The organism is Halorubrum aquaticum (assembly GCF_900113615.1).
GTDB lineage: Archaea > Halobacteriota > Halobacteria > Halobacteriales > Haloferacaceae > Halorubrum > Halorubrum aquaticum.
On the sequence record NZ_FOPZ01000015.1, the window covers coordinates 43,692 to 66,366 of the forward strand.

The following is a 22,675-nucleotide window of genomic DNA, read 5'->3' on the forward strand; positions in this document are numbered from 1 at the left end:
ATGACGAAACAGCCACGCAAACAACGAAAACAGTCGGAGACCGCGTCGCTCCACGAGCGACAACGGAAGGTCCGATCCCCGCTCACGCCCGAGCTCCGCGAGGAGTACGGCCAGCGGAGCGTCCGCGTCAACGCGGGCGACACCGTCGAGGTGCTCCGCGGCGACGCCGCGGGAACCGAAGCGGAGGTCCTCTCGGTGGATCTCTCCGCCGAGCGGATCACCGTCGAGGACGTCACCGTCGAGCGAGCGGACGGGGAGGAAGCTCCCCGCCCGATCCCGGCGAGCAACGTCCGCGTGACGGATCTGGACCTCTCGGACGACCGCCGCGAGGCGCGGCTCCAGGAGGACAACGAATGACGCGACATCAGAAACGACTGGCGGTACCGAACTCCTGGCCGGTCGAGCGGAAGACCCAGACGTTCACCGTGAAGGCCGGCGCAGGCCCTCACGGCGAGGCTGGCGTTCCGCTCGTCGTCCTGCTGCGGGACGTGCTCGGCTACGTCGACTCGACGAAGGAGGCGCGCTACGCGCTGAACAACGACTCCGTTCTCGTGAACGGGGACGCGGTGTCGGACGAGCAGCGTCCGATCGGGATGTTCGACATCCTGGCGTTCCCCGTCCGCGGGGAGTTCTTCCGCGTGTTCCCCGACGAGGGGGGTCGGCTCGCGCTGACGCCCGTCGACGAGGAGTCCGCGAGCAGCCGGCTCGGGAAGGTGACGAACAAGACGGTCGTCCCCGGCGGGGACGCCCAGCTGACGCTTCACGACGGGACGAACGTCCGCGTGGACGCCGGCACCGAGTACGACACCAAGGACTCGATCGTCATCGACAACGAGTCCAAGGACGTCGTCGCCCACTTCGAGTACGAGGAGGGCGCGCTCGTCACCGCCACGACCGGCCAGCACGCCGGTCGGATCGGCGAGATCGAGACGATCGACGTCACGCTCGGCTCCGGTTCCAACACGGTCGTCGTCGACGACGGCGAGGACCGTTACGAGACGGTCGAAGAGTACGTCGTCGTCATCGACGAGAACTTCACCGACGACGAGGACGCGACGGCGGAGTCCGACGACGCCGACGAGGCGGGTGAAGACGATGAGTGACGCCCAGAGCGCGTCCCACGAGATGCGCGAGCCGACCCTCGAGAAGGTCGTCGTCCACATGGGCGTCGGCCAGGGCGGGGAGCCGCTCGCGGACGCCGAGAACATCATCGAGGAGGTCACCGGCCAGCAGTCGGTCCGGACCACCTCCAAGCGCACCATCGCCGAGTTCGGGATCCGCAAGGGCGACCCGATCGGCGTCAAGGTGACGCTGCGCGGCGACGACGCCCACGAGTTCCTCGAGACGGCGCTCGACCTGGTCGACATCGCCGAGAGCCAGTTCGACGACACCGGGAACCTGAGCTTCGGGGTCGAAGACCACACCGACTTCCCGAGTCAGGAGTACGACCCGAACATCGGCATCTACGGGCTCGACGTGACGACGACGATCGTCCGGCCGGGCTACCGCGTCGCCAAGCGCGACAAGGTGACCCGCTCGATCCCGTCGAACCACCGGATGACCGCCGAGGACGCCATCGCGTTCCTCGAAACGCACTTCGACGTTGAGGTAACGGAATGAGCGAAGCGAACAACGAAACGGGCGAGCACGCGGCGAAACGCACCGGCCAGCAGCACGAATGCCGGCGGTGCGGCCGCGAGCAGGGGTTAGTCGGGAAGTACGACATCAACCTCTGCCGACAGTGCTTCCGCGAGGTCGCTCGAGACATGGGATTCGAGAAGTACAGCTGATCATGACAGGAAACGATCCATTCGCCAACGCACTCGCAGGCGTGGACAACGCCGAGAGCGTTGGCCACCTGTCGTACACGGTAGAGCCCGCTTCGAACATCATCGGCTCCGTCCTCGAGGTCCTCTACGACCGCGGGTACGTCGACGGCTTCGAGTACGTCGACGACGGGAAAGCCGGGAAGTTCGAGGTCGAACTGAAAGGCGCGATCAACGAATGTGGCGCCGTCAAGCCCCGCTACTCGGCGGGCGCGGACGACTTCGAGAAGTGGGAGAAGCGATACCTCCCCGCCCGTGACTACGGGACGCTGGTCGTCACGACGAGCCACGGCGTCATGAGCCACTACGAGGCCCGCGAGGAGGGCATCGGTGGCCAAGTGATCGCATACGTCTACTAACAATGAACAGAGTCGAAATCGAGATTCCGGACGACGTCTCCGCCGAGACCGATCACCTCGAACTCACCGTCGAGGGTCCCAACGGGAGCGTCACGCGACGCCTCTGGTACCCCGACATCGACGTGTCGGTCGAGGACGGTGCGGTCGCGATCGCCTCGGAGAACGAGGACGCGAAGACGAACGCCACGGTCGGCACCTTCGAGAGCCACGTCTCCAACATGGTCCACGGCGTGACCGAGGGGTGGGAGTACACGATGGAAGTGTACTACGCTCACTTCCCGATGCAGGTCAACGTGGACGGCGACGAGGTCGTCATCGAGAACTTCCTCGGCGAGAAGGCGGAGCGACGCACCCCGATCCGCGGGGACACGGACGTACAGATCGACGGCGAGACGGTCACGCTCTCGGGCTCCGACAAGGAGGCCGTCGGGCAGACCGCCGCCGACATCGAACAGCTGACCAAGGTGACCGACAAGGACACGCGCGTCTTCCAGGACGGCGTGTACATCGTCGAGAAGCCGACCGGAGGTGCCTGACATGGCCGAGGAACTCGAAGACATCAGCGGCGTCGGTCCCTCGAAGGCGGACGCCCTTCGAGAGGCCGGCTACGAGACGGTCGAGGACGTGAAAGCCGCCTCCCAGTCGGAGCTCTCCGAGGTCGACGGCGTCGGTAACGCGCTCGCCGCGCGTATCAAAGCCGACGTCGGCGGTCTGGAGGTCGACGAGGAGGCCGAAGCGGAGATCGAAGACGAGACCGACGAGGAGGAGGCGGCGGAGGCCGACTCCGACGAGGCGGTCGAGACGGAGCTTCGTCCCCGCGGCCACGCCGAGAAGACGCCGGAACTGGACGACGAGACCGCTCGCGCGCTCGCACAGAAGCACCGCGAGGGGAAACCGCAGTTCAACCGGCAGGACTACCACAAGAAGAAGCGGATCCCGACGTCGTGGCGCAAGCCGCGCGGCGGGCTCTCCAAACAGCGGCGCCGCATGAAGGCGAAGGGTCCCGTCGTCGAGGCGGGCTTCCGCTCGCCGACGGCGTCTCGCGACCTTCATCCGAGCGGCTTCGAGGAGGTCCGCGTTCACAACACGGACGACCTCGAGGGCGTCGACGGCGACGTACAGGCGGTGCGGATCGCCTCGAAGGTCGGCGGGCGCAAGCGCGAACTGATCGAGGACGAGGCGGAGGAGCGCGGGATCCGCGTGTTGAACCCGACCTACGTCGAGGTGGAGGTGAACGATGAGTGACCTGAAAGCCCAGAAACGACTCGCCGCGGACGAGCTCGACGTCGGCAAGGGCCGCGTCTGGCTCGACCCCGAGGCCCAGGAGGAGATCGAGGACGCGATCACCCGCGAGGACGTTCGCGAACTCATCGATCAGGGAACGATCCGCGCGAAGGACGCGAAGACGAACTCCCGCGGTCGGGCCCGCGAGCGCGCGGAGAAGCGCTCGTACGGCCACAAGACGGGTGCTGGCTCCCGGAAGGGGAAAGCCGGCGCGCGACAGAACACCAAGGACGACTGGAAGGCGCGGATCCGCGCACAGCGGGCCCGTCTGAAGGAGCTGCGTGACGAGGAGGACGTCCTCGACGCCACGGAGTACCGCACGCTTTACAACAAGGCGAGCGGCGGCGAGTTCGAGGACGTCGCCCGACTGGAGGCGTACATCCGGACGCAGTACGGCTACGAGGTGAACGACTAATGGCGACAGGACCACGATACAAGGTGCCGATGCGGCGCCGCCGCGAGGTCCGGACCGACTACCACCAGAGGTTGCGCCTGCTGAAATCGGGCAAGCCTCGCCTGGTCGCCCGGGTGAGCAACGCTCACGTCAGGGCGCAGCTGGTCACCCCCGGACCCGACGGCGACGAGACCCACGCGGCCGCCTCCAGCGAGGACCTCGCTGAGTACGGCTGGGACGCCCCGACGGGCAACCTCCCCAGCGCGTACCTCACGGGGTACCTCGCGGGCGCTCGCGCGGTCGACGCCGGCCTCGACGAGGCCGTCCTCGACATCGGGCTCAACACGGCGACGCCCGGCAACAAGACGTTCGCGGTACAGGAAGGAGCGATCGACGCCGGTCTCGAGATCCCCCACAACGACGACGTGCTGGCCGACTGGTCGCGCACGCGAGGCGAGCACATCGCCGCGTACGCCGAGCAGCTCGACGAGCCGCTGTACAGCGGGGAGTTCGACGCCGACGACTTACCCGAGCACTTCGATTCCGTGCTCGATGAGCTACAGGAGGACCATGAGTAGACATAACGACGGCTGGGAACCGCGAACGCGGCTCGGCCGCAAGGTACAGAACGGCGACATCACGTCGATGGAACAGGCGCTCGACTCCGGACTCCCGCTGAAGGAGGCCGAGATCGTCGACCAGCTCCTCCCGGGGCTCGAAGACGAGGTGCTGGACATCAACATGGTCCAGCGCATGACCGACTCCGGCCGACGCGTGAAGTTCCGGTGTGTCGTGGCGGTGGGTAACCGCGACGGCTACCTCGGCTACGCGCAGGCGCGGGACGACCAGGTCGGCGGCGCGATCCAGAAGGCGATCGACGTCGCGAAGCTGAACGTCATCGAGGTCGACCGCGGCTCGGGTTCCTGGGAGGACCAGCCCGGCGGCACGAACTCGCTGACCCGGACGGCGAAGGGGAAGGCCGGCTCCGTCACCGTGGAGATCAAGCCCGCCCCGCAGGGGCTCGGGCTGGCCGCCGCGGAGACGGTGCGGAACATCCTGGAGCTCGCCGGCGTCGAGGACGCCTGGACGAACTCCGACGGCAACACCCGGACCACCGTCAACCTCGCGAAGGCGACGTTCAACGCCCTGGAGAACGCGGCGCAGTCCCGCACGCCCCAGCACGCGCGACAGGTCCACTACGACGAGGTGAGCGAGTGATGCAGGCGATCGTTCAGCTCCGCGGGGAGGTCAACGTGAACGAGGGCGTCGTCGACACGCTCGACATGCTGAACGTCGGGCGCGTCAACCACGCGACGTTCGTTCCGGAGACCGACTCCTACCGCGGCATGATCACGAAGGTAAACGACCTCGTCGCCTTCGGCGAGCCGAGCGTCGAGACGGTGGCGGCCACCATCGAGCGGCGCGGCGAGCCCATCGAGGGCGACGCCGACGTCGACGACGAGTGGGTCGCGGAACACACCGACTACGACGACGTGGCGGCGCTGGCCGAGGCGATCGTCGCGGAGGAGACGACGCTGCGCGAGCAGGGCCTCTCCCCGACGCTCCGGCTTCACGCTCCGCGCGGCGGCCACGACGGCATCAAACACCCGATCATCGAGGGAGGCGAGCTCGGTCGCCACTCCACCGAGGAGATCGACTCGCTCCTGGAGGCGATGCGATGACGAACAAGAATCGCCGACAGCGCGGCTCCCGAACCCACGGCGGCGGGACCCACAAGAACCGGCGCGGTGCCGGTCACCGCGGCGGTCGCGGCGCCGCCGGCCGCTCGAAACACGAGTATCACAACTACGGACCGCTCGGCAAGCACGGCTTCAAGCGCCCCGAGGACTCGAAGACGGAGGTCCTCGAGGTCAAAGCCCAGAAGCTCGACGAGGACGCGGCGCTGTACGTCGCGGAGGACCTCGCCGAGGAGGACGGCGACGCGTACGTCATCGACGCCCGCGACGTCGTCGAGGACGGCCACGACGCCGACGTGGTGAAGGTGCTCGGCGGCGGACAGGTCCGCCGTGAGCTCCACGTCACCGCCGACGCGTTCACGGCCGGCGCGGTCGAGGGGATCGAGTCCGCCGGCGGCGAGGCGACGCTCTCGGAGCGCGCCGAGGAGGCCGCCGACGAAGCAGAAAACACTTCCGACGACGAGACCCACGAGGCGTAACGATGAGTTGGAAGGAGGTCGCCGAACCGGTGCTCTCGCGGATGCCCGTCGTGGAGCGGCCCGCGGGTCACGTCCCGTTCAGACGTAAGCTCATGTGGACGGCGGGGATCCTGCTCGTCTACTTCTTTTTGACCAACATCAATCCGTTCGGCCTGGCGGCCGGACAGGGGAGCGACTTCTTCGGGCAGTTCCGCTCGGTGTTGGCCGGGGAGTCGGGCTCGCTGTTACAGGTCGGCATCGGGCCGATCGTCACGGCGTCGATCGTCTTGCAGCTGCTCGGCGGTGCGAACCTGCTCGGCCTCGATACGGACGACCCGCGCGATCAGGTCCTGTATCAGGGCCTCCAGAAGCTGCTCGTGATCATCGTCACCGCGCTCACGGCCGCGCCGATGGTGTTCACCGGCGAGTTCCTTCCAGCCGATCAGGCCGTCGGACAGGCCCTCGGGATCGGCGAGTTCGGCGTCGAGGTACTGATCTTCGCGCAGATCTTCGTCGGCGGCGTCCTCATCCTGTTCATGGACGAGATCGTGAGCAAGTGGGGCGTCGGCTCCGGCGTGGGGCTGTTCATCATCGCCGCCGTCAGCCAGCAGATCGTCGGGGGCTTCTTCAGCTTCTCGGCGCTCGGCGCGCCCGGCTTCTTCGCGAGTTGGTACGGGATCGTCTTCGGCGACGTTCCCGTCTCGTTGTCGCCGTTCACGGCCGAGGGGCTCCAGAACCTGCTTTTCGATCCGGGCAACGTTCTGGCGCTCTTCACGACGGTGTTCATCTTCGGGATCGTCGTGTACGCGGAGTCGGTCCGCGTCGAGATCCCGCTGTCACACGCCCGCGTGAAGGGCGCTCGCGGTCGCTTCCCCGTGAAGCTCATCTACGCGTCCGTCCTGCCGATGATCCTCGTTCGCGCGCTGCAGGCGAACGTCCAGTTCCTCGGCCAGATCCTCTCCTCGCAGTGGGCGGGGATGCCCGGATGGCTCGGGACCTACAGCGACCAGGGACAGCCCCTCTCGGGCCTGTTCTACTACCTGAACCCGATCCAGTCGCGGACCGAGTGGATGTGGTTCCTCGGGGAGATCCCGGCGTCGGTCGAGCCGTGGATGATCGCCGTTCGGCTCGCCATCGACCTGTTGTTCATGGTCGTCGGCGGGGCGATCTTCGCGATCTTCTGGGTCGAGACCACCGGCATGGGGCCGGAGGCGACCGCGGAGCAGATCCAGAACTCCGGGATGCAGATCCCCGGGTTCCGTCGGAACCCGCAGGTCGTCGAGAAGGTCATGGAGCGGTACATCCCGCAGGTGACCGTCATCGGCGGCGCGCTCGTCGGGCTGCTCGCCGTCATGGCGAACTTGCTCGGCACCATCGGACAGGTCTCCGGTACGGGCCTGCTGCTCGCGGTCTCCATCACGTACAAGCTGTACGAGGAGATCGCAGAGGAGCAGCTCATGGAGATGCACCCGATGATGCGCCAGATGTTCGGTAACGAGTAACCCCATTGGGGTCCCACACTTTATTTAGTAAGTCCACGTAGCCGCGGGTATGGCCAGCGGCTCACACAGCAAAGTCAAACTCAACGTCCGTGTTCCGCCCTCGAAGAAAGAGGAGTGGAAGGACGCTCTGGAAGACGGTGAAACTCTCACTTCCCTCGTCCGCCGCGCTGTTGATAGGGAGATCAATAACGAGTATACGCATGTCAAAACGGTTGAGAATCTCGGAGGGACGGACTCTGTAGATATCGACACGACAGGGATCGAGAACCGGATTGACGACCTACAATCGACGGCCAACGCTGTAAATCGTAAAATCGACACATTAGCTGCGACTGTAGATGATGATGGAGAAGATGAGTCTATCGAAGGACTCTCGATGGATATTTTGCCGCGATTACCGGTATACCCGTCTGATATCCCGGACCACGTCCTCAGGGATATGGGTGGGAAGGAGGATATGACCTCAGAGGACTACGTCGAATTTATTGTTGAAGCCGGAATGGACCCGTCAACTGACGTGATGATCGACGGGTCGGCACAACGCATCTCGACTGATATGCGTGAGCCCGAACACAAGGTGCGACAGGCACTGCTCCACTTGGAACAAAACACTACTGAGGGTGTCCATAGCGCGATCGTTGATGGAACGCGCCACTGGATGAGAGTGTGATAGTATGCGGAATAACAAGGGCCAGTTTTTAACACCTGATGACAAGTCGATCAGTAGCGAATGTGAAGAGTTACTAGGCCTATATGTGGAGAGTCTCAAACAGCAAAAGGACGGGACGAAAGAGTCCACAATCACAACCCGACGTCGTGAAGTACGCTACTGGTTGGCGTTCTGTGAATCAAATAATATCGATCCTCTCGCTGCTACGACTGACGACGTTAAAGGATACATTCAGGTGAACTCACACCTTGCGGATACGACTCGGGGTTCGTATTATCGCTCCGTACAGTCATTCTACAGTATCGTCCAAAACGACGCTGCGGAGGAGCGACTCAAACTCGAAAACGGTCACCCGTGTAAGGATCGGGATACGATCAACCTGAAAGAGGATTACAACATCCACGAGAACAAGGCAGAGTACAAACTCCAACACGATCTCGCGGGTGACGATATCGATGGTGTTCGGGACGGTTCGAGCGATATTCTCGCTCTCAAACCGGATCAAATTGAGCGACTGTTTGAGTCGGTATCGGGTAAGACACCGGAAGCGCGCCTTCGAAACGAGATCGCGGTGAGATTAAACTGGTATACTGGCTGTCGGAGCGTCGAACTATCGAGATTGGATATCGATCAGATCGACTGGGAGGAGTGCAAGATTAATGTTCGAAGTGCCAAGTTGAACCCGAAGGAACATAGCGATCTAATCAGACGCGATGTTTACTTCCCGGAAGAATTCCGATTCCAACTGAAGCGGTGGTGCCGAAGAGTTCGTCATTCCTTTTCGTCCGCAGTGGAACCCAACTCGGGGAATATCTTGGTCACCACTCAAAGTTCCAAAATGCCGGGACCGCAGATCAATAACATCGTCAAGCAAGCAGCCAAGAATGCTGGAGTACAGCGACCTCTACGTCCGGCCGATTCGGGTCCTAACGATGAAATTAAAGAGTGGTTCGTTACGACTCATCGGATTCGGAGATCTGCTATTTCTCACTGGGTGAACGATTGTGAGTCGTTGGGACTTCATCAGGTCAGGCGTATTGCGGGGCACGCGCGTATCGAACAGACGATGGACTATGTTGAGGACGACGACGATCAGATAGCCTCAGACTATCAAAAAGCAATGTAATAAACAGCTGATTATAGACTACTGGTCTGGTTCGGGCTGATCACTCACGCTTTTCTGGGAGTGTATTCCAGATGCGGTTGATATTTTCTGGGGTAGTAGCTGCTGGTGTAGTATTGTTGAGGAGCTCTCGGCCCCGTTCAGTGATCTTGTACTCCCCTTTATTCGAGGTTCGGCTGAGCAAGTCGTGGAAATACAATTCGTATAGAACCCCATACACGGCGTAGATGTTGTCGTACTGACTCACGTCTTTTGCTTTTTGAGGCGTTATACTCGTCATGTCTGATAGACTACACAACTGGTCATAGGCATCCACACTCGTGAGGACGATATCGTTTGGTCCGATCTCCCGGTCATCGACCTGTTCGTTGAGCTCGTCTGCTATCTCTATCGAAGACGTAACTAACGCACCGAACAGTTCGCTGTGCTGCTTCTCATATTTTTCTCTTTTACCAAGCACAAAATCTCCTTTAGCAGTCGTAATGTACATTCCACTCCTTTCAGCGGGCCCTACCTCTTCAACCAGTTCTATCTCGGTTAGCTTGCTGAGTTCTTTACTCACGTAATTGGGAGTCACATCAACCAGTACAGACAAATTCGATCTCGTCTCTCTATTCTCGGAACACACCTCTAAGATCCCCCAGTCGGTCTCTGATAGATCCATGTACAAAACACAAACCCGTATCAAATAACTTTTGCGCAATAGATTATAATACTATATCTATTCTTATCCAGTATAGGTTTTATACAAAGTTTATATACCACGGGCCCATTCGTTTATCCGAGAACTCCATGGACGAGGATGACGACCCAAACCGGAATTACGACAAGGCGCGTGTCATCGAAGAGAATGAGCCCGAAGATCGTCACCACGATCTCGCTGTTCAGACGTTTGTGACCGAGCTGTCGGGGGAAGCACTTTCCTCTAACGCTGGTCTCATTGAAAAAACGTTTCGAACGCTTGACTTCATCGAAGAGCTACTGATCAGAGTTGAGGAAGTTGAAAAAGAGAACACCCGACTCCGAGAGCGCTTAGATGCCTTTGGCGATATTGGTGTCGAAAAAACCAGCAAGCAATCGAAGATCGCATCAATAGTCCAGTACGCAGACAATCTCCGCAACGAAGATCAGGGTGCCATCAAGATACTCCCAAAGAATGTCTGTGGCGTAGCAAACGTCAGCCGGAGATACGCTTACGACCTGATCGACGACATGATTCACGGTGATGGAGAGAACGGTACTGTTGGTCCTGACGGATTTGCTTGGGCGCACGATCCGACTAAAATCGACCAATACGGGTCATTAGAAAAGAAGGAGTCCCAGAAGGGGATCTTGATCGACTTCGAAGGAATTCACGGTGAACCCCTCTCTGTGAACAAGTTCAACACGGGATCTACAACTAAGGAGGTTGCAGACTGATGTCGGATTCATTCACGAAGCCACCTCCTTCATTCTTTTAATAGAATAGTGGGGAGAAATTATACTAATTCTGATGCGGTTAGTATGAGGTATACCGGCTGTAGCGGAGCGTAGCGGTTCGTTTTCCGCCTTTCTATTCGACTCAAAACACCAATTCCGTATGTTGAACTAGATCATCCGGTACTCAAAACACAACGAGACGTGAGTGGAAACTCCTCTGACGTAGTTAAACGCCGCTTGGCAGAGTTCGTTCCTTACGTGTGGAACCAAAAGTTCGTGTATCAATAGTTCGAGTTATACAGTCGATATTCGTGTCTCCTCGTCGGCGTACCTGAATTGCGAAACCTTCAGTAAACTATTTCCAACACTACTCACTTTGTCAGAGACGTGTCACTCAACGCGCTCTTCGATACACCCGCGGTAAATTCTCCGTTCATCTCGTCCGGCAATCTCGCCGATGAAGAGCGACTAGTCCACTTCCCGGCCTCAACGAGAGTACACGCAGGCCTCCTCAACGCGATGGTAGAGCGTGGTCAGGATCTCGTCATCGTGACACCATCTGACAGATCCGAGTTTTTACACCTCCACGCGCTTGAAGCTCTCTTTGGACCCAAGGTAGATGGTCGTAACGCGGTGTTTCTGCTCAGCTCCAACACGGCATTCCGCGAACGGTTCAGACAACTGTCTCCGACGTCGATACGGCCACCACACGACAAATCTTGCTACGCGCGTGAGGAAACTCCGATAGCTAATGTGACGCAAGATGGATCCCTAGCGACGGTCACGAAGAATCTCAATCATCCCGATAAGCCTGCACGGTTCCTCTTCTCGTACACGAGCACGCGCATTCCTTCGGACGATGTCGGAGATCGAATTCGATGTGTGATCTATGACGACTCCGTAAAGTACGACGAAGAACGCCTCCTCCGATTACTGAAGTGGAAAAAGCGAAACGACGTGCCTGCGATAGTCTACTTCACGAGTAATCCGACGTCAGACCTCGTGGAGAAACTACGAGGACGAGCATTCCTGTGGTCGTGGCCACCTCGGCTGTTGTCCGCCGTAGTCGAAAGTGATCTCAATAGTGGGAACGAGTGGATGCGTACCGACGAGGAGGTGAGTCCGACGACTCGACGTTCTCAGGTCGTCGCCAGACGAGAGCAGAACCGCGTTTCGGGCCTCTCTATCGACGTTCATACGTGTGGCGACGGAGAAATTCTCAAGGCACTAAAACGAGCGAACAACCGCCGAGCGAAGTTCGAGTACTTGACGCGGGAGTTGGATGCGGACATCCTCAAGCGTGGGCAGCAACTTATACGATACGCTCTGGGGAGTTTCCGCGAACTCTTGACACCTCTCGACGTGGCCGACTTTCATTCACGGCGGACGACGATATCGAGCCGACTCGCGCAACTCGATCGATTCGCGGGACGCATCGCATCTGACCCAGAAGCTAATCCCGCAACTGGCACGTTCCGTGACGTAGTCTCGGCTCTTGAAGAGTTAGAGGATATTTGGGACGATGTGCCTGCGAGCAACAAGAAGCAGGGCGTGTTAGTTAACAACCTGCTCTACGGTGCGCTGGACAGAGGAGACTCGATTTCTGTCATTACCGCGACAGAGAGTCAACAGCAGGCACTCACGATGTTCCTCCAGTCTGAGCACGCTTCCCTCTACCGTGACCTGGGTGATGACCTCTCGATACACGACACTCACAGTGTTCGCTCGGCCGATCCCACGGACCACGTCGTCCTCTACGGTGCACTCCGGTGGGCCGACCGCGATCTCCTCCGGACCGATGTCGCAACTGACGCTGTCGTCTTAGCGTATCCGATCGAGATGGGGCTCCTCCACTCACAAGTTGACGCCGTGGAGAATTCTTTCAAATCGATTGCGGATGCCCCGTTCTGGAGCGTGATCGACAAGCTGACTCACCTCACTACGGAGGAACCCGCAGATGTCGAACGTGTGGACATTGACCTGCCCGAGTACGAAGAGCCCAGTACGAGCGATCTCGGTGGGGACATCTCCGTAGACGAGGCCGAAGGAGAAGACTTGGGTAATATCGTTCGAGGGTACGAGACCGATTACGAGGATAGTGAAGAGTTCGACCCGACCGAGTACGAGACGTCTGCCACGAAACAGACGACCTCCTCCGGCGGATGGACCGAGACCGACTGTCTTGACGTCCACTTTGACGAAGGCCTGTCCATGTACCTCCGGAAGGACACCGAAGTGTATTCGGTGCGCGAGGGCCACGACAAACTGTTCAAGAAGAACGCCTCACGGCTCAAGAAACACGACGTTGTCGTCCACTTGGAGGACACCGACGAGATACGTGAGGAACTGTACGCGTTGATCCGTGAACGTGGCGACGTCGGGCTGTACTACTACGCGAACCTGTGGAAAGTGAATCTAGAAGCTGCCTTGGAGGAGACCGGCGACGACCTGGACGATTTCGTGGAGAAAATCGAACAACAGGGTCTCGACAAGGGACACGGTACCTACGAGCGGTGGTACAAGATGGAGGTCCATCGGACGCGGTCGAAGAAGAGCTTCTGGGCCATCGCCGAAGCGTACGATCTCGAAGGTGTGAAAGAGAACTTCAGCCAGGTATGGAACGCCGTTCAGGAGATGGAGACGATATACGGTCGTCTGAAGAAAGCACTCCGGCAGACAGCACTTCGGTCTGCCGCCGACGGAACACTTGACGACGTAATGCTTTCGGAGAGTCCAGACATCCGCCTCAGCGACTTCGAGATCGGGAAGTACCTCTATAGGATGGAAGTCCACTCGATAGAGGACGGTGTTGAGACCAAGAGTTCTCAGATCGGTCGGTTGCGTGGGGCCTAATTGCCCCGTATTCTTTCTGGCATGTCCAAAACCCAGCCTAGAAGAATAGTGGCTCGTCATCCCGCTGCTCTACCATTATCAGCAATTGCTAAAAGTTTACAAGTGCCACCTGTGAACTCAAATTAATGAGTTTGGGGGCGGACGTCGTTGAGGGTGTGATCTCTCGGTTCAGCAATAGCGGAAATGCGATGCTCCAAACTGATGACGGTGAAGAATGGAACGTGGGCCCATTACCAGCGTCCGCTGAGGGGGAGAGAATTAGGGCGAAGGTTATTGACAGTTTATGGGCTGTTTGTGTGGAGCGGCCCTACGCTAACAAGGAATATTTGGAGGAGATGCGTTCTCGAACAGATCTTTCACAGCAGGAATTACAACTATCAAATACTGGATCTACAGCACCAGTAGAAGACGTAGGGGAGGTATTCCAAGTAACTTACAGCTCAAATACCGATTTTTCAGAATACGACGGCGGAAAGCCGATATATGTAAACTTGCCTCAAGTTCTTGAAGGTCTAAACTTCGGGGATCAACTACCGGCACGGATAATCTTCGTAAGACGTGGTATCGCAGTGGCTGTTCCAGCTCTTGACTCGTTGTCCTTCGGCGAGATCGCCGCAGGAGATATTGTAGAAGTGGAAGTTGAAGAAACGATCAGCGATGGAGAGGGAATTGTGGGGTTTGAGTCACGGCGTGGGCTGCCTGTCGTGTCCTCTGACGTTGTCGGATTCCAGGGTGCAACGTTGAAACTCGGTGTTGTGGACGTGTTCAATAGTCACGTAGCCGTTAGCCCGTCTGTTCTGCCCGAGGGAAGTCTACCCACAATTGGTGAAGTACTCCTTGTGGACATAGTACGGTCGTTATCGGACGGAACGGCGAGGGGTTTGTACGAGAGAATTCCGACAGTCACTCCCGACTCGCTCGGATGTTTCGGTGTTTCCGACCCATTCAAAATGGCGGTCACAGGATACAGCGAACGCGGGGTCTCTGTAAGTGTAGAGGCAGTACCGAAGGAGAAACGACCTGATATCGGAGATACTGTAGAGTGCACAGTGATCACACCGTATAAGGATGGAACTTTTTGTAGGGTTGAGGACTTCCCGGTGTGGGTTTCAGACACAGTTCCGACGCCAGTATCTTCTTTTCAACTGTCTATCCTCGGCGTGACCCCGTCACATCTAGTGGGGAGCATAGCTCAACTACCTACGATATGCGATCTTGAAGAGGGAGATTCCCTCTCCGTAGAGATTCAATTTGAGGACGAGAACGACGGCATTGGGTTGTATAGTGGAGCTCCGATTGTAGTTCCCGATGGACGAGAACTTAAGGGGAAGAGAGCCAGATTCGGAGTTGAAGAGGTGAGGGACGCGTCTGTTGTCGTCGGTGTAAACGCGTTAGATGATGTACCGAAGGTGAATGAAGTTGTTACCCTCCCGAACGAAGGTCGGCAAGGTGGTCGTATCTGTGTCGTGGATAGTCTCCCGTTCGTCCTCCCACCTGGTAGTGACTGGCCGTCGGGAGACGTACGACTAGGGGTTAGCGAGGTGGCACCTATGGGGATTAAACTAAGTGTAGCAGACCTCCCGCCAGAGCACCGCCCCGACAAAGGAGACGAAATAGAAGTATGTTACTCAGATATTGACCCACATACGGCGATGACACTGATAGATGGGGTTCCTGTTCAAATTCCACAGTACGAGTGGTCTTTCCACGGCCCTCTCCGGTTAGGAGTGAGTCAAGTACGGTCAAACTGTGTTGCCTGTTCGGTCGGTGGTTTGTCGTCGGTTCCTGCTCCTGGGGAACGCGCCACTGCAACTATTGACGAAGCCACAGAGGATGGTTGTGGTGGCAGAGTAAACAAAGTGCCGACCTTCTTTCCTCGAATGAATTCCTTATCCAGGGATGATACCGAAGTATTACTTATTGACGTTGACGAGGATTTCCTCGTCGCTGTGGAGATCAATTCTATTGCGAGAGATCTTGATGTGGAGAACGCGACTCTCGTTGCGTACTACAGGGAGCTCCTACATGCGAAAGAGTGTTGGGAGGATGATGAATTTTACGAGGCGAGAGAATATTGTCAAGCGGCTAGAGAATTAGTGACGGGCGACAATGACATTGCTGAGCTTCTCCGTCTGGATGCGAGAAGACACGAGATTATTTTGGCGGGTGAGCAAGTCAGAAGAGAACGGGGGGCAGGAGAGGCGAGAAAAATAGTAAAGGAGATGATTGAATCGTTCGTTGAGTCAAATGGGCCCGTCACTGAATCTCTAGTTGATGAGTTACAGGCATACCGGTTAGTCCTTGACGCGTACCGAAGTTCTGATAGCGAATCACGTGTCACAATCAGTAAAGGATATCTTATTGCCGTCGTGCGAAAGATGACCGATGCGAGGAACAGAGAAGAAAATCGATGGAAGAGCGTCACTCCTCATCCAGTAATCTCAACTCTGTTAGCGAGAATACGTCTACCGTCCGTGCCAGCTGCAGGGAAGATTAACGAAATCGTCTCTGACACTCCTGAATACTGGCCGTTCTTGACACTCTCGGAACTCACGTGAGTGGACACTGGTAATTAACGGGCGTCAATAATCTGGTTCGGTTACGACTTACTCCAGGACAAGAGATATCAGAGAGAACTTTGTTGTCTGCGGTATGTCGTTCACGGACGGTCTCCGGAAGCCTGCTCTCCCTCTACCGACGATTGACACCGGAGCGCTCTCACGTGACGGACGGCCGATTGATGTACTTCAGACGACTAGACTACACTCGTCGTTAATCCGTCGCAGCATCACCACCGGTTCAGAGTTGTGTGTAGTGAATCCGACGGCGAAGTCCGAGCAGCTCTCCGTTATTGCTGCTGACGTCTTGACCGCGACAACTGGTGAGGAACGAGATATGGTGTTCGTACTGAGTTCGGACACTCAGATTAGGGAGAAGTTCCGAGCGTTCACTCCACCAGGGTCTCCCTCTGAGGACTCACTTAGTGAAATTGAGTGGCCGGTAGCGAATGTGGATGCAGAAGGTTATTTATCGAGAGTGACAGGTGACCCCGATGGCCCCGTCCCTAGATTCCTCTTCACCTATACGAGTAAACGGATTCCGACGGACACAGTTGGGTCGCGTGTCGCTTGTGTTTTGTACGACGACACGGTGAAGTTCACCGAAGAGCGGTTAGCAGAGCTTAGGGAGTGGCGGAACCAGAACGGAATTCCGGCGATTTCGTACTTCACGAGTGACCCGTTGAGTGACCTCTTTGACATCGTGTCTAATCAAGCGTCCGTATGGTGTTGGCCTACAGAACTGATTCGAGAGGCAACGGACACTGACAGTCGCCGTAGAGACTCCCTTTCACTCTTCAACACCGGCACAAATTCACGACACAAGATAACCCGTGTAGAGGATCAACTCAGGAATCGCGCGTTAGGTGTCTCAATCGAGGTACACGCACCAGGCGGAGATACAGTTGAAGGACTCCTAGAAAACGTGCAATCGGCTCGTTTTGAGTTTGAGAAACTGGTGCGAGAGATGGACGAGGATACGCTCTGGCGTGCTCGAAGTAGTCTGCGCTACGCTGTTCGGCAAATTGAAGAGCTCCTGTCTCCGCTAGATATCGCAGAAGCGCACTCAAGGCGCTCGCTGTCGGCGCGTGTCAATCAGCTTGAACGCTACGCGTCACGTATAGGCTCAGATTCACGCGCATCACCAGCGGCAGGAACCTACAGGGATGCCGTTTCTGAGATTAGAGAATTGGCGGATCGATGGCCAGACGTGCCGGTTGGGGAGAAAAAAGAAGGACAGATCGTATCACTCCTTATAGAAATCGCAGACAAAGACGAGAGCGTCATTATAGTTGCTCCGACAGGAAACGCAGCGCAAGCGGTCGTGACTCACCTACAAACAGAGTACAGATCACTATACAATGACCTCGGTGAATCGCTTCAAGTTCACGACGCAAAAAGTGTTCGAACGACAGAACCTGTAGAACACATGATTCTCTACGGTGCTCCTCGGTATGATCAGCGGTCACTGCTCCGCTTAGCCATTGCCCCCCACGTCATCATCCTTGCTTACCCATCTGAGCTCAGATTGCTCAATAGCCAAGTTGAATCGCTGAATGAGACGTTTGAGGAAGTTTCGCGTCGGTCTGATTGGGATCTAGTGGCTGAAGTAACTGAGGCAGCTTGCGGTGGCGAGATGACACCGTCGCCGGAGCTAGTTCAGGTCACCGTCCCTGATCCAGAAACGGGATCCAGAAGCGACCTTGTGCAAGACATAGATTTTCGAGGAAGAGAAGCCGAGGAAGATTTAGCAGAGTTAGTACGTACGTTCGATCCCGACTATCAGACCCCCAGTGAAGACCCAATCGGAGACGGTACAAATGAAGCCAATACTAATCACAACTCCAGGACCACTTGCACTGTCTTACGGGTGGAACGGGGCGGAAAAGTATACTCCAGGCCGAACGAACAGGTCTCAATCCTACGGTCAGACCACGGAGAAGTATTCACTAAGAAGGCTGAGAACGTTCGCCCAGGTGATGTCATCCTCCACTTTAGAGATACTGATCTGATGCGAGACAGTCTTTACGATCTGATACGAGAGCGCGGTGATGCACAGCTCGCCTTTTACGCGAGTAGTTGGCGTGTTCTACTCAAGAGAGCTATCGAAGATCGAGGTGACGGACTTGACGATTTCATCAGGCAGGTGGAACAGCACTTGGACGAAGGCGACCAAAAGACACGACAGACCTACCGAAACTGGTACAATCAGGACGTGAGTCGCACACGCTCTAAGAATAGTATGTTAGCAATCGCCGAGGCGTACGAACTAGACTTCGTCGTTGAGAACCTCGATACTGTGTGGAGTGCGGTACATCAAATGGAGAATCTCTATCGGAAACTCAGAGAAGCGTTGGAGGAACACATGCTACAAGCAGCGACAAATGGTGAGTTTGAAGACGTAGTAGTCAGTGAGTCGCCCGAGATCCGTTTGAGTGACTTTGATGTGGACAGACACCTCCTCCGGCTCACTGTCGAGTCTGTGAACAATGAGGAGAGCGTCCCCACGTATAAGATCGGACACGCAGAACTCTAACTTCAATAGATTTGTTGCTACGATAGCTCTTGCGCGGACTCTTGGACTCTCTATAGTTCGTCAAACTCGGGCGGGGCACAACTATCCTGGTCATCTATCTGCTCAACAAATCCTGGCCAAAGGTACGCCGGCCGTACTGTCGCTGATACAGGCACGTGATTCTCACCATTTAGGTACTGTAACTCAATAACACACAGTGGAAAATCTGTATCAACAAGCGAGATGTCTTTGCGGCTCCAATCGCACTTGTCCACCTAAACTTATGACACTCTGTCGTGATGAGAGCATATGGGACTCGGGCCGCGCGAAATTCCACCTAAATCTGATTCTCGTCAGTACGCTCGACCACCGGACGACGCATACGAGATAACAGAAGACGACAAGGAGTACCAGCGGCACCAAGCTGTCAATAACGTCCTCCTGGAACGACTCGTCGAACGGATTACTGGGCAGGGCGAGTACGGTGAAACGGTCTACGACGTTAACCCAAAGGATCAGTTCTTCGCAGGTGCGTTAGCGAGTCAGTATCAGTACCGCGAAGCTCAGGAATCCGACGACGCGTTCGGGAACATCGCTACACGAGTTGCACCCTTCACTATGGGGCTCCAGTTTAAGCTCCCAGGGTCAGTTCCAGACGACGAGACGGTGGAGATCAATCCTACTGCCAAGGTATACTATCGCCGTCTACCAACTTACGAGGAACAACAGGAGTTCGGCGGGCCGGTCGGATTCGATCCGGAGATAGCCGAGGACGACGCACTCACGCCAGCTGAAGAGGACGAAGACTCCGAGGTGGAGGACGCCGAAGACGAAGACACCGCTGGATACGCTGGGGACGACGGATCGCTAGAGGAACTGCGACCGGTGTACGAACGAGTCCAGATTGACGTCGGCCCTCTTACAGTCACTGCGGGCGAACTGAAGCGTGCGGCGCAATCCGATGGTGAGCTACCCCCACTCACGGACGACGATGCGGTGACGGATGCGATGGAGACCTACCGACAAGACGAACGCCGTTACCGGGAGCCCGATCCGCCAGAAGAGGTAGACCGTCGTAACGAGGACAAGATTCCGGAAACTGCTCTGGAAGACGAGGAAACCTTCGAGGCGTTCTTAGAACAACGATTCAGTGGAGACACGCCGACCCCGGTGTGGGATTTCGAGATATCACTCACAGCCCAATACGACGACGACGACATTATCGTCTCCGTCTCCTTCGTGAACAAACACGGTGTCGGGTACCCAGACGCACTCGACCCGAAAGGGGAGGAGTGGCGGGCGTTCCTCTTCGACGTCAACACCGACGTCTCTGTTGAGGAGACTCCGATCGAACCGTTCGTCTCAGACGAGATCAGGAACGAGTACCACTACGACCCCGAGATGGACGGTCTCGGACGCAACTGTAGCGTCGAACGGACCGATCCCACCACGATAGAGACGGTGACCGTCCCGATTCACGAGCAGCGAAAGTATCGTAGCCGAGAGACGCTCTCTGCTCCGTTCAGTGACTTCGCGTGGGGGACTATCGAGACCCACTTGGATCGCATCTCTCGGGAGATGGTGGAAGCCCGGGAACAGTACGAGTCGATACGCTCCGAGATCCTTAACGACCGGAGCGACGAAGCACGCGAGAAGTTCGACGAGAACTTGGAGGCGTTCGAGAAGGAACGACGGCGCTTTGACCAAGGTCGGAAGCTCATCCGGGACGACGTGGGCCACAGTCGAGCGGCGTTCAAGTTCATGAACCAGACATTCGACCAGATGGGGGAGAAGTACGAGGAGTGGTACCTCTTCCAGATCATCTACATCGTCATGGCCATCCCGGACATCGTGGCCCAAACCGAAGATATCGACGCGGAGGACCACTGCTTAGACGAGGTTGACGTGATCTACTTCCCTACCGGTGGTGGGAAGACCGAGGCGTATCTCGGCCTCGTCGTCTTCACCGCGTTCCGAGATCGACTCCGGGGAAAAGCTCACGGAACGACGGCGCTCACGAAGTTTCCTCTCCGGCTACTCTCCCTACAGCAACTCCAGCGTATCGCGGACGTCTTCGCGCAAGCGGAACTGATCCGCCGTCGTGAGTGCCCTGACACCGACGAGTTCAGCCTCGGGTACTTCGTCGGGAGCGGGAACACTCCGAACCAATTGATGGAGACGGATGACGACGGCAACCTTACCGACAACATCCGTCTGGTGAAAGAGGAAGACAGTCGATACGCAGAGAAGTGGAAGATCGTGACGACGTGTCCGTTCTGTGGTGAGGACGCCATTGAACTGGACGGCGACTACGACCGGATGCGCCTCCTCCACATCTGTACGAACGACGACTGCGACGAAGAGGAGCTCCCCATCTACGTGACCGACCGAGAGGTCTATCGATACGCTCCAACCTTCGTGGTGAGCACTATCGACAAGATCGCGGTTGTCGGAATGCAACGTCGGTTCCGTACTCTCTTCGGACGGTTGAAGAAACGCTGTCCGAAGCACGGCTTCTCGGGAGAGAATCGATGCTTGGTGGCGAACCGGGGATACTCACGGTACAGCTGCGACGAAGACGTAGAGGACGTTGATGCAGTAGACCCACCCTCTATCCTGATTCAGGACGAACTCCACTTGCTCCGTGAGGAGTTCGGTGCGTTCGATTCCCACTACGAGACGTTCCTCCAAGAGTGGGCCAACAGGGTCGGTGACGGCTGGGACATCAAGAATGTCACCGCGACGGCGACGATCAAGGGTGCCGAAAACCAGGTTCACGCCCTCTACTGGAAGGACGTGAACACCTACCCCTCTCCGGGCCCGCTCCTCAAACAGTCGTTCTACGCGTACGAAGATCCCCATCGACTCGGTCGCCGCATCGTTGGCTCGGTCCCTCACAACGTATCGCGGACGTACGCGTTGGTCGAAGTTCTTCGAGAGTACGCGGATATTATCCAGCACTACCAGCGGAACCCGGACAAACTCCCGACGGCGTTAGAACGGGAACACCACCGAACGACACCGTACGGGGAGGTCGTCAACCTTGATCTCCCCGACGACGATTCGGAGAGACGGAACGTTGTCCTGGAGATCTTGGAGTACTACGATACGCAAGTCGCGTACAACATCCAGAAGGTGGACAGCGACCGTCTCCAGCGTGCCGTTCCCTCCATGATCAACCCGTGGCTGGAAACACGAGATGAGGAGCGCGACGCGCTGAACTCCGTAGTGATGAGCGGTGAGACGGGGTTCGATGTCGTTCGAAACGTGTTGGAACGCCTCGAATCAGATGATCCCGACGAACCCGTGGACATAGTGAACGCGACGAGTATGATCTCCCACGGCGTTGACGTGGACACGCTGAACTTCATCTCGTTCTTCGGAATGCCACGACAGACGGCGGAGTACATTCAGGCGTACTCCCGTGTCGGTCGTCACGTCACGGGTACCGTCTTCGACCTGTTCAACCCGGTCCACGTCCGCGACCGCTCACACTACACGCGGTTCGACCGGTACCACGACTTCCAGGACCTCCTCGTTGAAGCGACTCCGCTGGAGCGGTGGGCTGAGTTCGCGGTGAGTTGTACGATGCCGGGTATCTTCGCTGCGACGCTCCTCCAGTACTACGACGAACAACTCGAATCCTCGGTCGGCCGTGTGTACCTCTACGACTCGTTCCGAGAGGCGCAGCGTGCAGGCGATCTCGACAAGGACGAACTCCTCGAATTCGTGAAACGGTCCTACTGCGTCACGCCCGAACAGCGTCCCGAGTGGGCGGAGGATCGGACAGTCGATCTCTACGAGCGGAAAGTCGAGCGGGAGTTCGAGGATATCTGGGAACGGTGCATGTCCGGACACCCGAAAGACGGCTACCAGGGATGGATTGGTAATATGATTAAACGTAGTGAGGACGACCGAGGACCAATGCGGAGTCTACGAGACATTGACGAGCAGCTCCCGGTTGACGTCGATACGGGTACCGCACAGGTGCTGAATATGTTCGACAGGAGGCAGTGA

Annotated in this window: 21 protein-coding genes; 20 read left to right on the forward strand and 1 reads right to left on the reverse strand. The window is 57.6% G+C overall.

Features of this window, described 5'->3' with window-relative positions; genetic code table 11:
- Genes rplX through F3H10_RS12180 form a run of 15 tightly spaced genes read left to right on the forward strand, consistent with a single transcriptional unit; the run spans window position 1 to window position 9,316 of the window.
- Window positions 1–357, forward strand: a complete 357-nt coding sequence (rplX, locus tag F3H10_RS12110) for a 50S ribosomal protein L24 (RefSeq protein ID WP_142987151.1) — start codon at window positions 1–3, stop codon at window positions 355–357.
- Window positions 354–1,103 carry a 30S ribosomal protein S4e gene (locus F3H10_RS12115; RefSeq protein WP_149785023.1) on the forward strand — a complete coding sequence of 250 codons (750 nt, stop codon included), beginning with the start codon at window positions 354–356 and terminating at the stop codon, window positions 1,101–1,103. Before rplX ends, F3H10_RS12115 begins: the two co-directional genes overlap by 4 nt.
- A complete protein-coding gene (locus F3H10_RS12120) occupies window positions 1,096–1,620 on the forward strand; it encodes a 50S ribosomal protein L5 (RefSeq protein WP_149785024.1) in 525 nt (174 codons plus the stop codon). The genes F3H10_RS12115 and F3H10_RS12120 overlap by 8 nt, the downstream gene beginning before the upstream one ends.
- Complete coding sequence (locus F3H10_RS12125) at window positions 1,617–1,790, forward strand: 30S ribosomal protein S14 (protein WP_066413547.1); 174 nt, start codon at window positions 1,617–1,619, stop codon at window positions 1,788–1,790. Before F3H10_RS12120 ends, F3H10_RS12125 begins: the two co-directional genes overlap by 4 nt.
- A gap of 2 nt (window positions 1,791–1,792) precedes the next feature.
- The gene (locus F3H10_RS12130) at window positions 1,793–2,185 is read left to right on the forward strand and encodes a 30S ribosomal protein S8 (protein ID WP_142987147.1); all 393 of its coding nucleotides are present in this window, start codon (window positions 1,793–1,795) and stop codon (window positions 2,183–2,185) included.
- A gap of 2 nt (window positions 2,186–2,187) precedes the next feature.
- The gene (locus F3H10_RS12135) at window positions 2,188–2,721 is read left to right on the forward strand and encodes a 50S ribosomal protein L6 (RefSeq protein WP_149785025.1); all 534 of its coding nucleotides are present in this window, start codon (window positions 2,188–2,190) and stop codon (window positions 2,719–2,721) included.
- 1 nt (window position 2,722) lies between these two features.
- A complete protein-coding gene (locus F3H10_RS12140; RefSeq protein WP_149785026.1) occupies window positions 2,723–3,430 on the forward strand; it encodes a 50S ribosomal protein L32e in 708 nt (235 codons plus the stop codon).
- Window positions 3,423–3,884, forward strand: coding sequence for a 50S ribosomal protein L19e (locus tag F3H10_RS12145; RefSeq protein ID WP_149785027.1), 462 nt, complete (start codon window positions 3,423–3,425; stop codon window positions 3,882–3,884). The genes F3H10_RS12140 and F3H10_RS12145 overlap by 8 nt, the downstream gene beginning before the upstream one ends.
- The gene (locus F3H10_RS12150; protein ID WP_149785028.1) at window positions 3,884–4,441 is read left to right on the forward strand and encodes a 50S ribosomal protein L18; all 558 of its coding nucleotides are present in this window, start codon (window positions 3,884–3,886) and stop codon (window positions 4,439–4,441) included. Before F3H10_RS12145 ends, F3H10_RS12150 begins: the two co-directional genes overlap by 1 nt.
- Complete coding sequence (locus F3H10_RS12155; protein ID WP_066413566.1) at window positions 4,434–5,081, forward strand: 30S ribosomal protein S5; 648 nt, start codon at window positions 4,434–4,436, stop codon at window positions 5,079–5,081. The genes F3H10_RS12150 and F3H10_RS12155 overlap by 8 nt, the downstream gene beginning before the upstream one ends.
- Entirely contained in the window at window positions 5,081–5,545 is a 465-nt protein-coding gene (locus tag F3H10_RS12160) for a 50S ribosomal protein L30 (RefSeq protein WP_149785029.1), read from the forward strand. Before F3H10_RS12155 ends, F3H10_RS12160 begins: the two co-directional genes overlap by 1 nt.
- Window positions 5,542–6,039, forward strand: a complete 498-nt coding sequence (locus tag F3H10_RS12165) for an uL15m family ribosomal protein (RefSeq protein WP_149785030.1) — start codon at window positions 5,542–5,544, stop codon at window positions 6,037–6,039. The genes F3H10_RS12160 and F3H10_RS12165 overlap by 4 nt, the downstream gene beginning before the upstream one ends.
- Before the next feature lie 2 nt (window positions 6,040–6,041).
- Complete coding sequence (gene secY, locus F3H10_RS12170) at window positions 6,042–7,520, forward strand: preprotein translocase subunit SecY (RefSeq protein WP_149785031.1); 1,479 nt, start codon at window positions 6,042–6,044, stop codon at window positions 7,518–7,520.
- A 49-nt stretch (window positions 7,521–7,569) separates the two neighbouring features.
- Complete coding sequence (locus tag F3H10_RS12175; protein WP_149785032.1) at window positions 7,570–8,190, forward strand: hypothetical protein; 621 nt, start codon at window positions 7,570–7,572, stop codon at window positions 8,188–8,190.
- A gap of 4 nt (window positions 8,191–8,194) precedes the next feature.
- The gene (locus tag F3H10_RS12180) at window positions 8,195–9,316 is read left to right on the forward strand and encodes a tyrosine-type recombinase/integrase (RefSeq protein ID WP_149785033.1); all 1,122 of its coding nucleotides are present in this window, start codon (window positions 8,195–8,197) and stop codon (window positions 9,314–9,316) included.
- 40 nt (window positions 9,317–9,356) lie between these two features.
- Here F3H10_RS12180 and F3H10_RS12185 read toward each other — a convergent pair whose 3' ends face one another.
- Window positions 9,357–9,977, reverse strand: coding sequence for a phage repressor protein (locus F3H10_RS12185; protein ID WP_149785034.1), 621 nt, complete (start codon window positions 9,975–9,977; stop codon window positions 9,357–9,359).
- A gap of 128 nt (window positions 9,978–10,105) precedes the next feature.
- Between F3H10_RS12185 and F3H10_RS12190 the strand changes: the two genes are divergently transcribed.
- From F3H10_RS12190 to F3H10_RS12210, 5 genes are all read left to right on the forward strand, one after another.
- Window positions 10,106–10,732 carry a hypothetical protein gene (locus tag F3H10_RS12190; RefSeq protein WP_149785035.1) on the forward strand — a complete coding sequence of 209 codons (627 nt, stop codon included), beginning with the start codon at window positions 10,106–10,108 and terminating at the stop codon, window positions 10,730–10,732.
- A 387-nt stretch (window positions 10,733–11,119) separates the two neighbouring features.
- Window positions 11,120–13,585, forward strand: a complete 2,466-nt coding sequence (locus tag F3H10_RS12195; protein WP_149785036.1) for a DrmE family protein — start codon at window positions 11,120–11,122, stop codon at window positions 13,583–13,585.
- Between the two features lie 125 nt (window positions 13,586–13,710).
- Window positions 13,711–16,143 (forward strand): hypothetical protein, encoded by a 2,433-nt coding sequence (locus F3H10_RS12200; protein ID WP_149785037.1) that lies wholly within the window; start codon window positions 13,711–13,713, stop codon window positions 16,141–16,143.
- Window positions 16,144–16,237: 94 nt separating this feature from the next.
- A complete protein-coding gene (locus tag F3H10_RS12205; RefSeq protein WP_149785038.1) occupies window positions 16,238–18,679 on the forward strand; it encodes a DISARM anti-phage system protein DrmE domain-containing protein in 2,442 nt (813 codons plus the stop codon).
- A 288-nt stretch (window positions 18,680–18,967) separates the two neighbouring features.
- Entirely contained in the window at window positions 18,968–22,675 is a 3,708-nt protein-coding gene (locus F3H10_RS12210; RefSeq protein WP_149785039.1) for a helicase-related protein, read from the forward strand.

What these genes read in the sequence shown, in the direction of transcription:
- F3H10_RS12210 (WP_149785039.1), top strand. Translation starts at nt 18,968, where the DNA reads ATGGGACTCGGGCCGCGCGAAATTCCACCTAAATCTGATTCTCGTCAG.
- F3H10_RS12185 (WP_149785034.1), bottom strand. Translation starts at nt 9,977, where the DNA reads ATGGATCTATCAGAGACCGACTGGGGGATCTTAGAGGTGTGTTCCGAG.
- F3H10_RS12115 (WP_149785023.1), top strand. Translation starts at nt 354, where the DNA reads ATGACGCGACATCAGAAACGACTGGCGGTACCGAACTCCTGGCCGGTC.
- F3H10_RS12135 (WP_149785025.1), top strand. Translation starts at nt 2,188, where the DNA reads ATGAACAGAGTCGAAATCGAGATTCCGGACGACGTCTCCGCCGAGACC.
- F3H10_RS12145 (WP_149785027.1), top strand. Translation starts at nt 3,423, where the DNA reads ATGAGTGACCTGAAAGCCCAGAAACGACTCGCCGCGGACGAGCTCGAC.
- F3H10_RS12150 (WP_149785028.1), top strand. Translation starts at nt 3,884, where the DNA reads ATGGCGACAGGACCACGATACAAGGTGCCGATGCGGCGCCGCCGCGAG.
- rplX (WP_142987151.1), top strand. Translation starts at nt 1, where the DNA reads ATGACGAAACAGCCACGCAAACAACGAAAACAGTCGGAGACCGCGTCG.
- F3H10_RS12130 (WP_142987147.1), top strand. Translation starts at nt 1,793, where the DNA reads ATGACAGGAAACGATCCATTCGCCAACGCACTCGCAGGCGTGGACAAC.
- F3H10_RS12140 (WP_149785026.1), top strand. Translation starts at nt 2,723, where the DNA reads ATGGCCGAGGAACTCGAAGACATCAGCGGCGTCGGTCCCTCGAAGGCG.
- F3H10_RS12165 (WP_149785030.1), top strand. Translation starts at nt 5,542, where the DNA reads ATGACGAACAAGAATCGCCGACAGCGCGGCTCCCGAACCCACGGCGGC.
- secY (WP_149785031.1), top strand. Translation starts at nt 6,042, where the DNA reads ATGAGTTGGAAGGAGGTCGCCGAACCGGTGCTCTCGCGGATGCCCGTC.
- F3H10_RS12190 (WP_149785035.1), top strand. Translation starts at nt 10,106, where the DNA reads ATGGACGAGGATGACGACCCAAACCGGAATTACGACAAGGCGCGTGTC.
- F3H10_RS12155 (WP_066413566.1), top strand. Translation starts at nt 4,434, where the DNA reads ATGAGTAGACATAACGACGGCTGGGAACCGCGAACGCGGCTCGGCCGC.
- F3H10_RS12160 (WP_149785029.1), top strand. Translation starts at nt 5,081, where the DNA reads ATGCAGGCGATCGTTCAGCTCCGCGGGGAGGTCAACGTGAACGAGGGC.
- F3H10_RS12175 (WP_149785032.1), top strand. Translation starts at nt 7,570, where the DNA reads ATGGCCAGCGGCTCACACAGCAAAGTCAAACTCAACGTCCGTGTTCCG.
- F3H10_RS12180 (WP_149785033.1), top strand. Translation starts at nt 8,195, where the DNA reads ATGCGGAATAACAAGGGCCAGTTTTTAACACCTGATGACAAGTCGATC.
- F3H10_RS12200 (WP_149785037.1), top strand. Translation starts at nt 13,711, where the DNA reads ATGAGTTTGGGGGCGGACGTCGTTGAGGGTGTGATCTCTCGGTTCAGC.
- F3H10_RS12120 (WP_149785024.1), top strand. Translation starts at nt 1,096, where the DNA reads ATGAGTGACGCCCAGAGCGCGTCCCACGAGATGCGCGAGCCGACCCTC.
- F3H10_RS12205 (WP_149785038.1), top strand. Translation starts at nt 16,238, where the DNA reads ATGTCGTTCACGGACGGTCTCCGGAAGCCTGCTCTCCCTCTACCGACG.
- F3H10_RS12125 (WP_066413547.1), top strand. Translation starts at nt 1,617, where the DNA reads ATGAGCGAAGCGAACAACGAAACGGGCGAGCACGCGGCGAAACGCACC.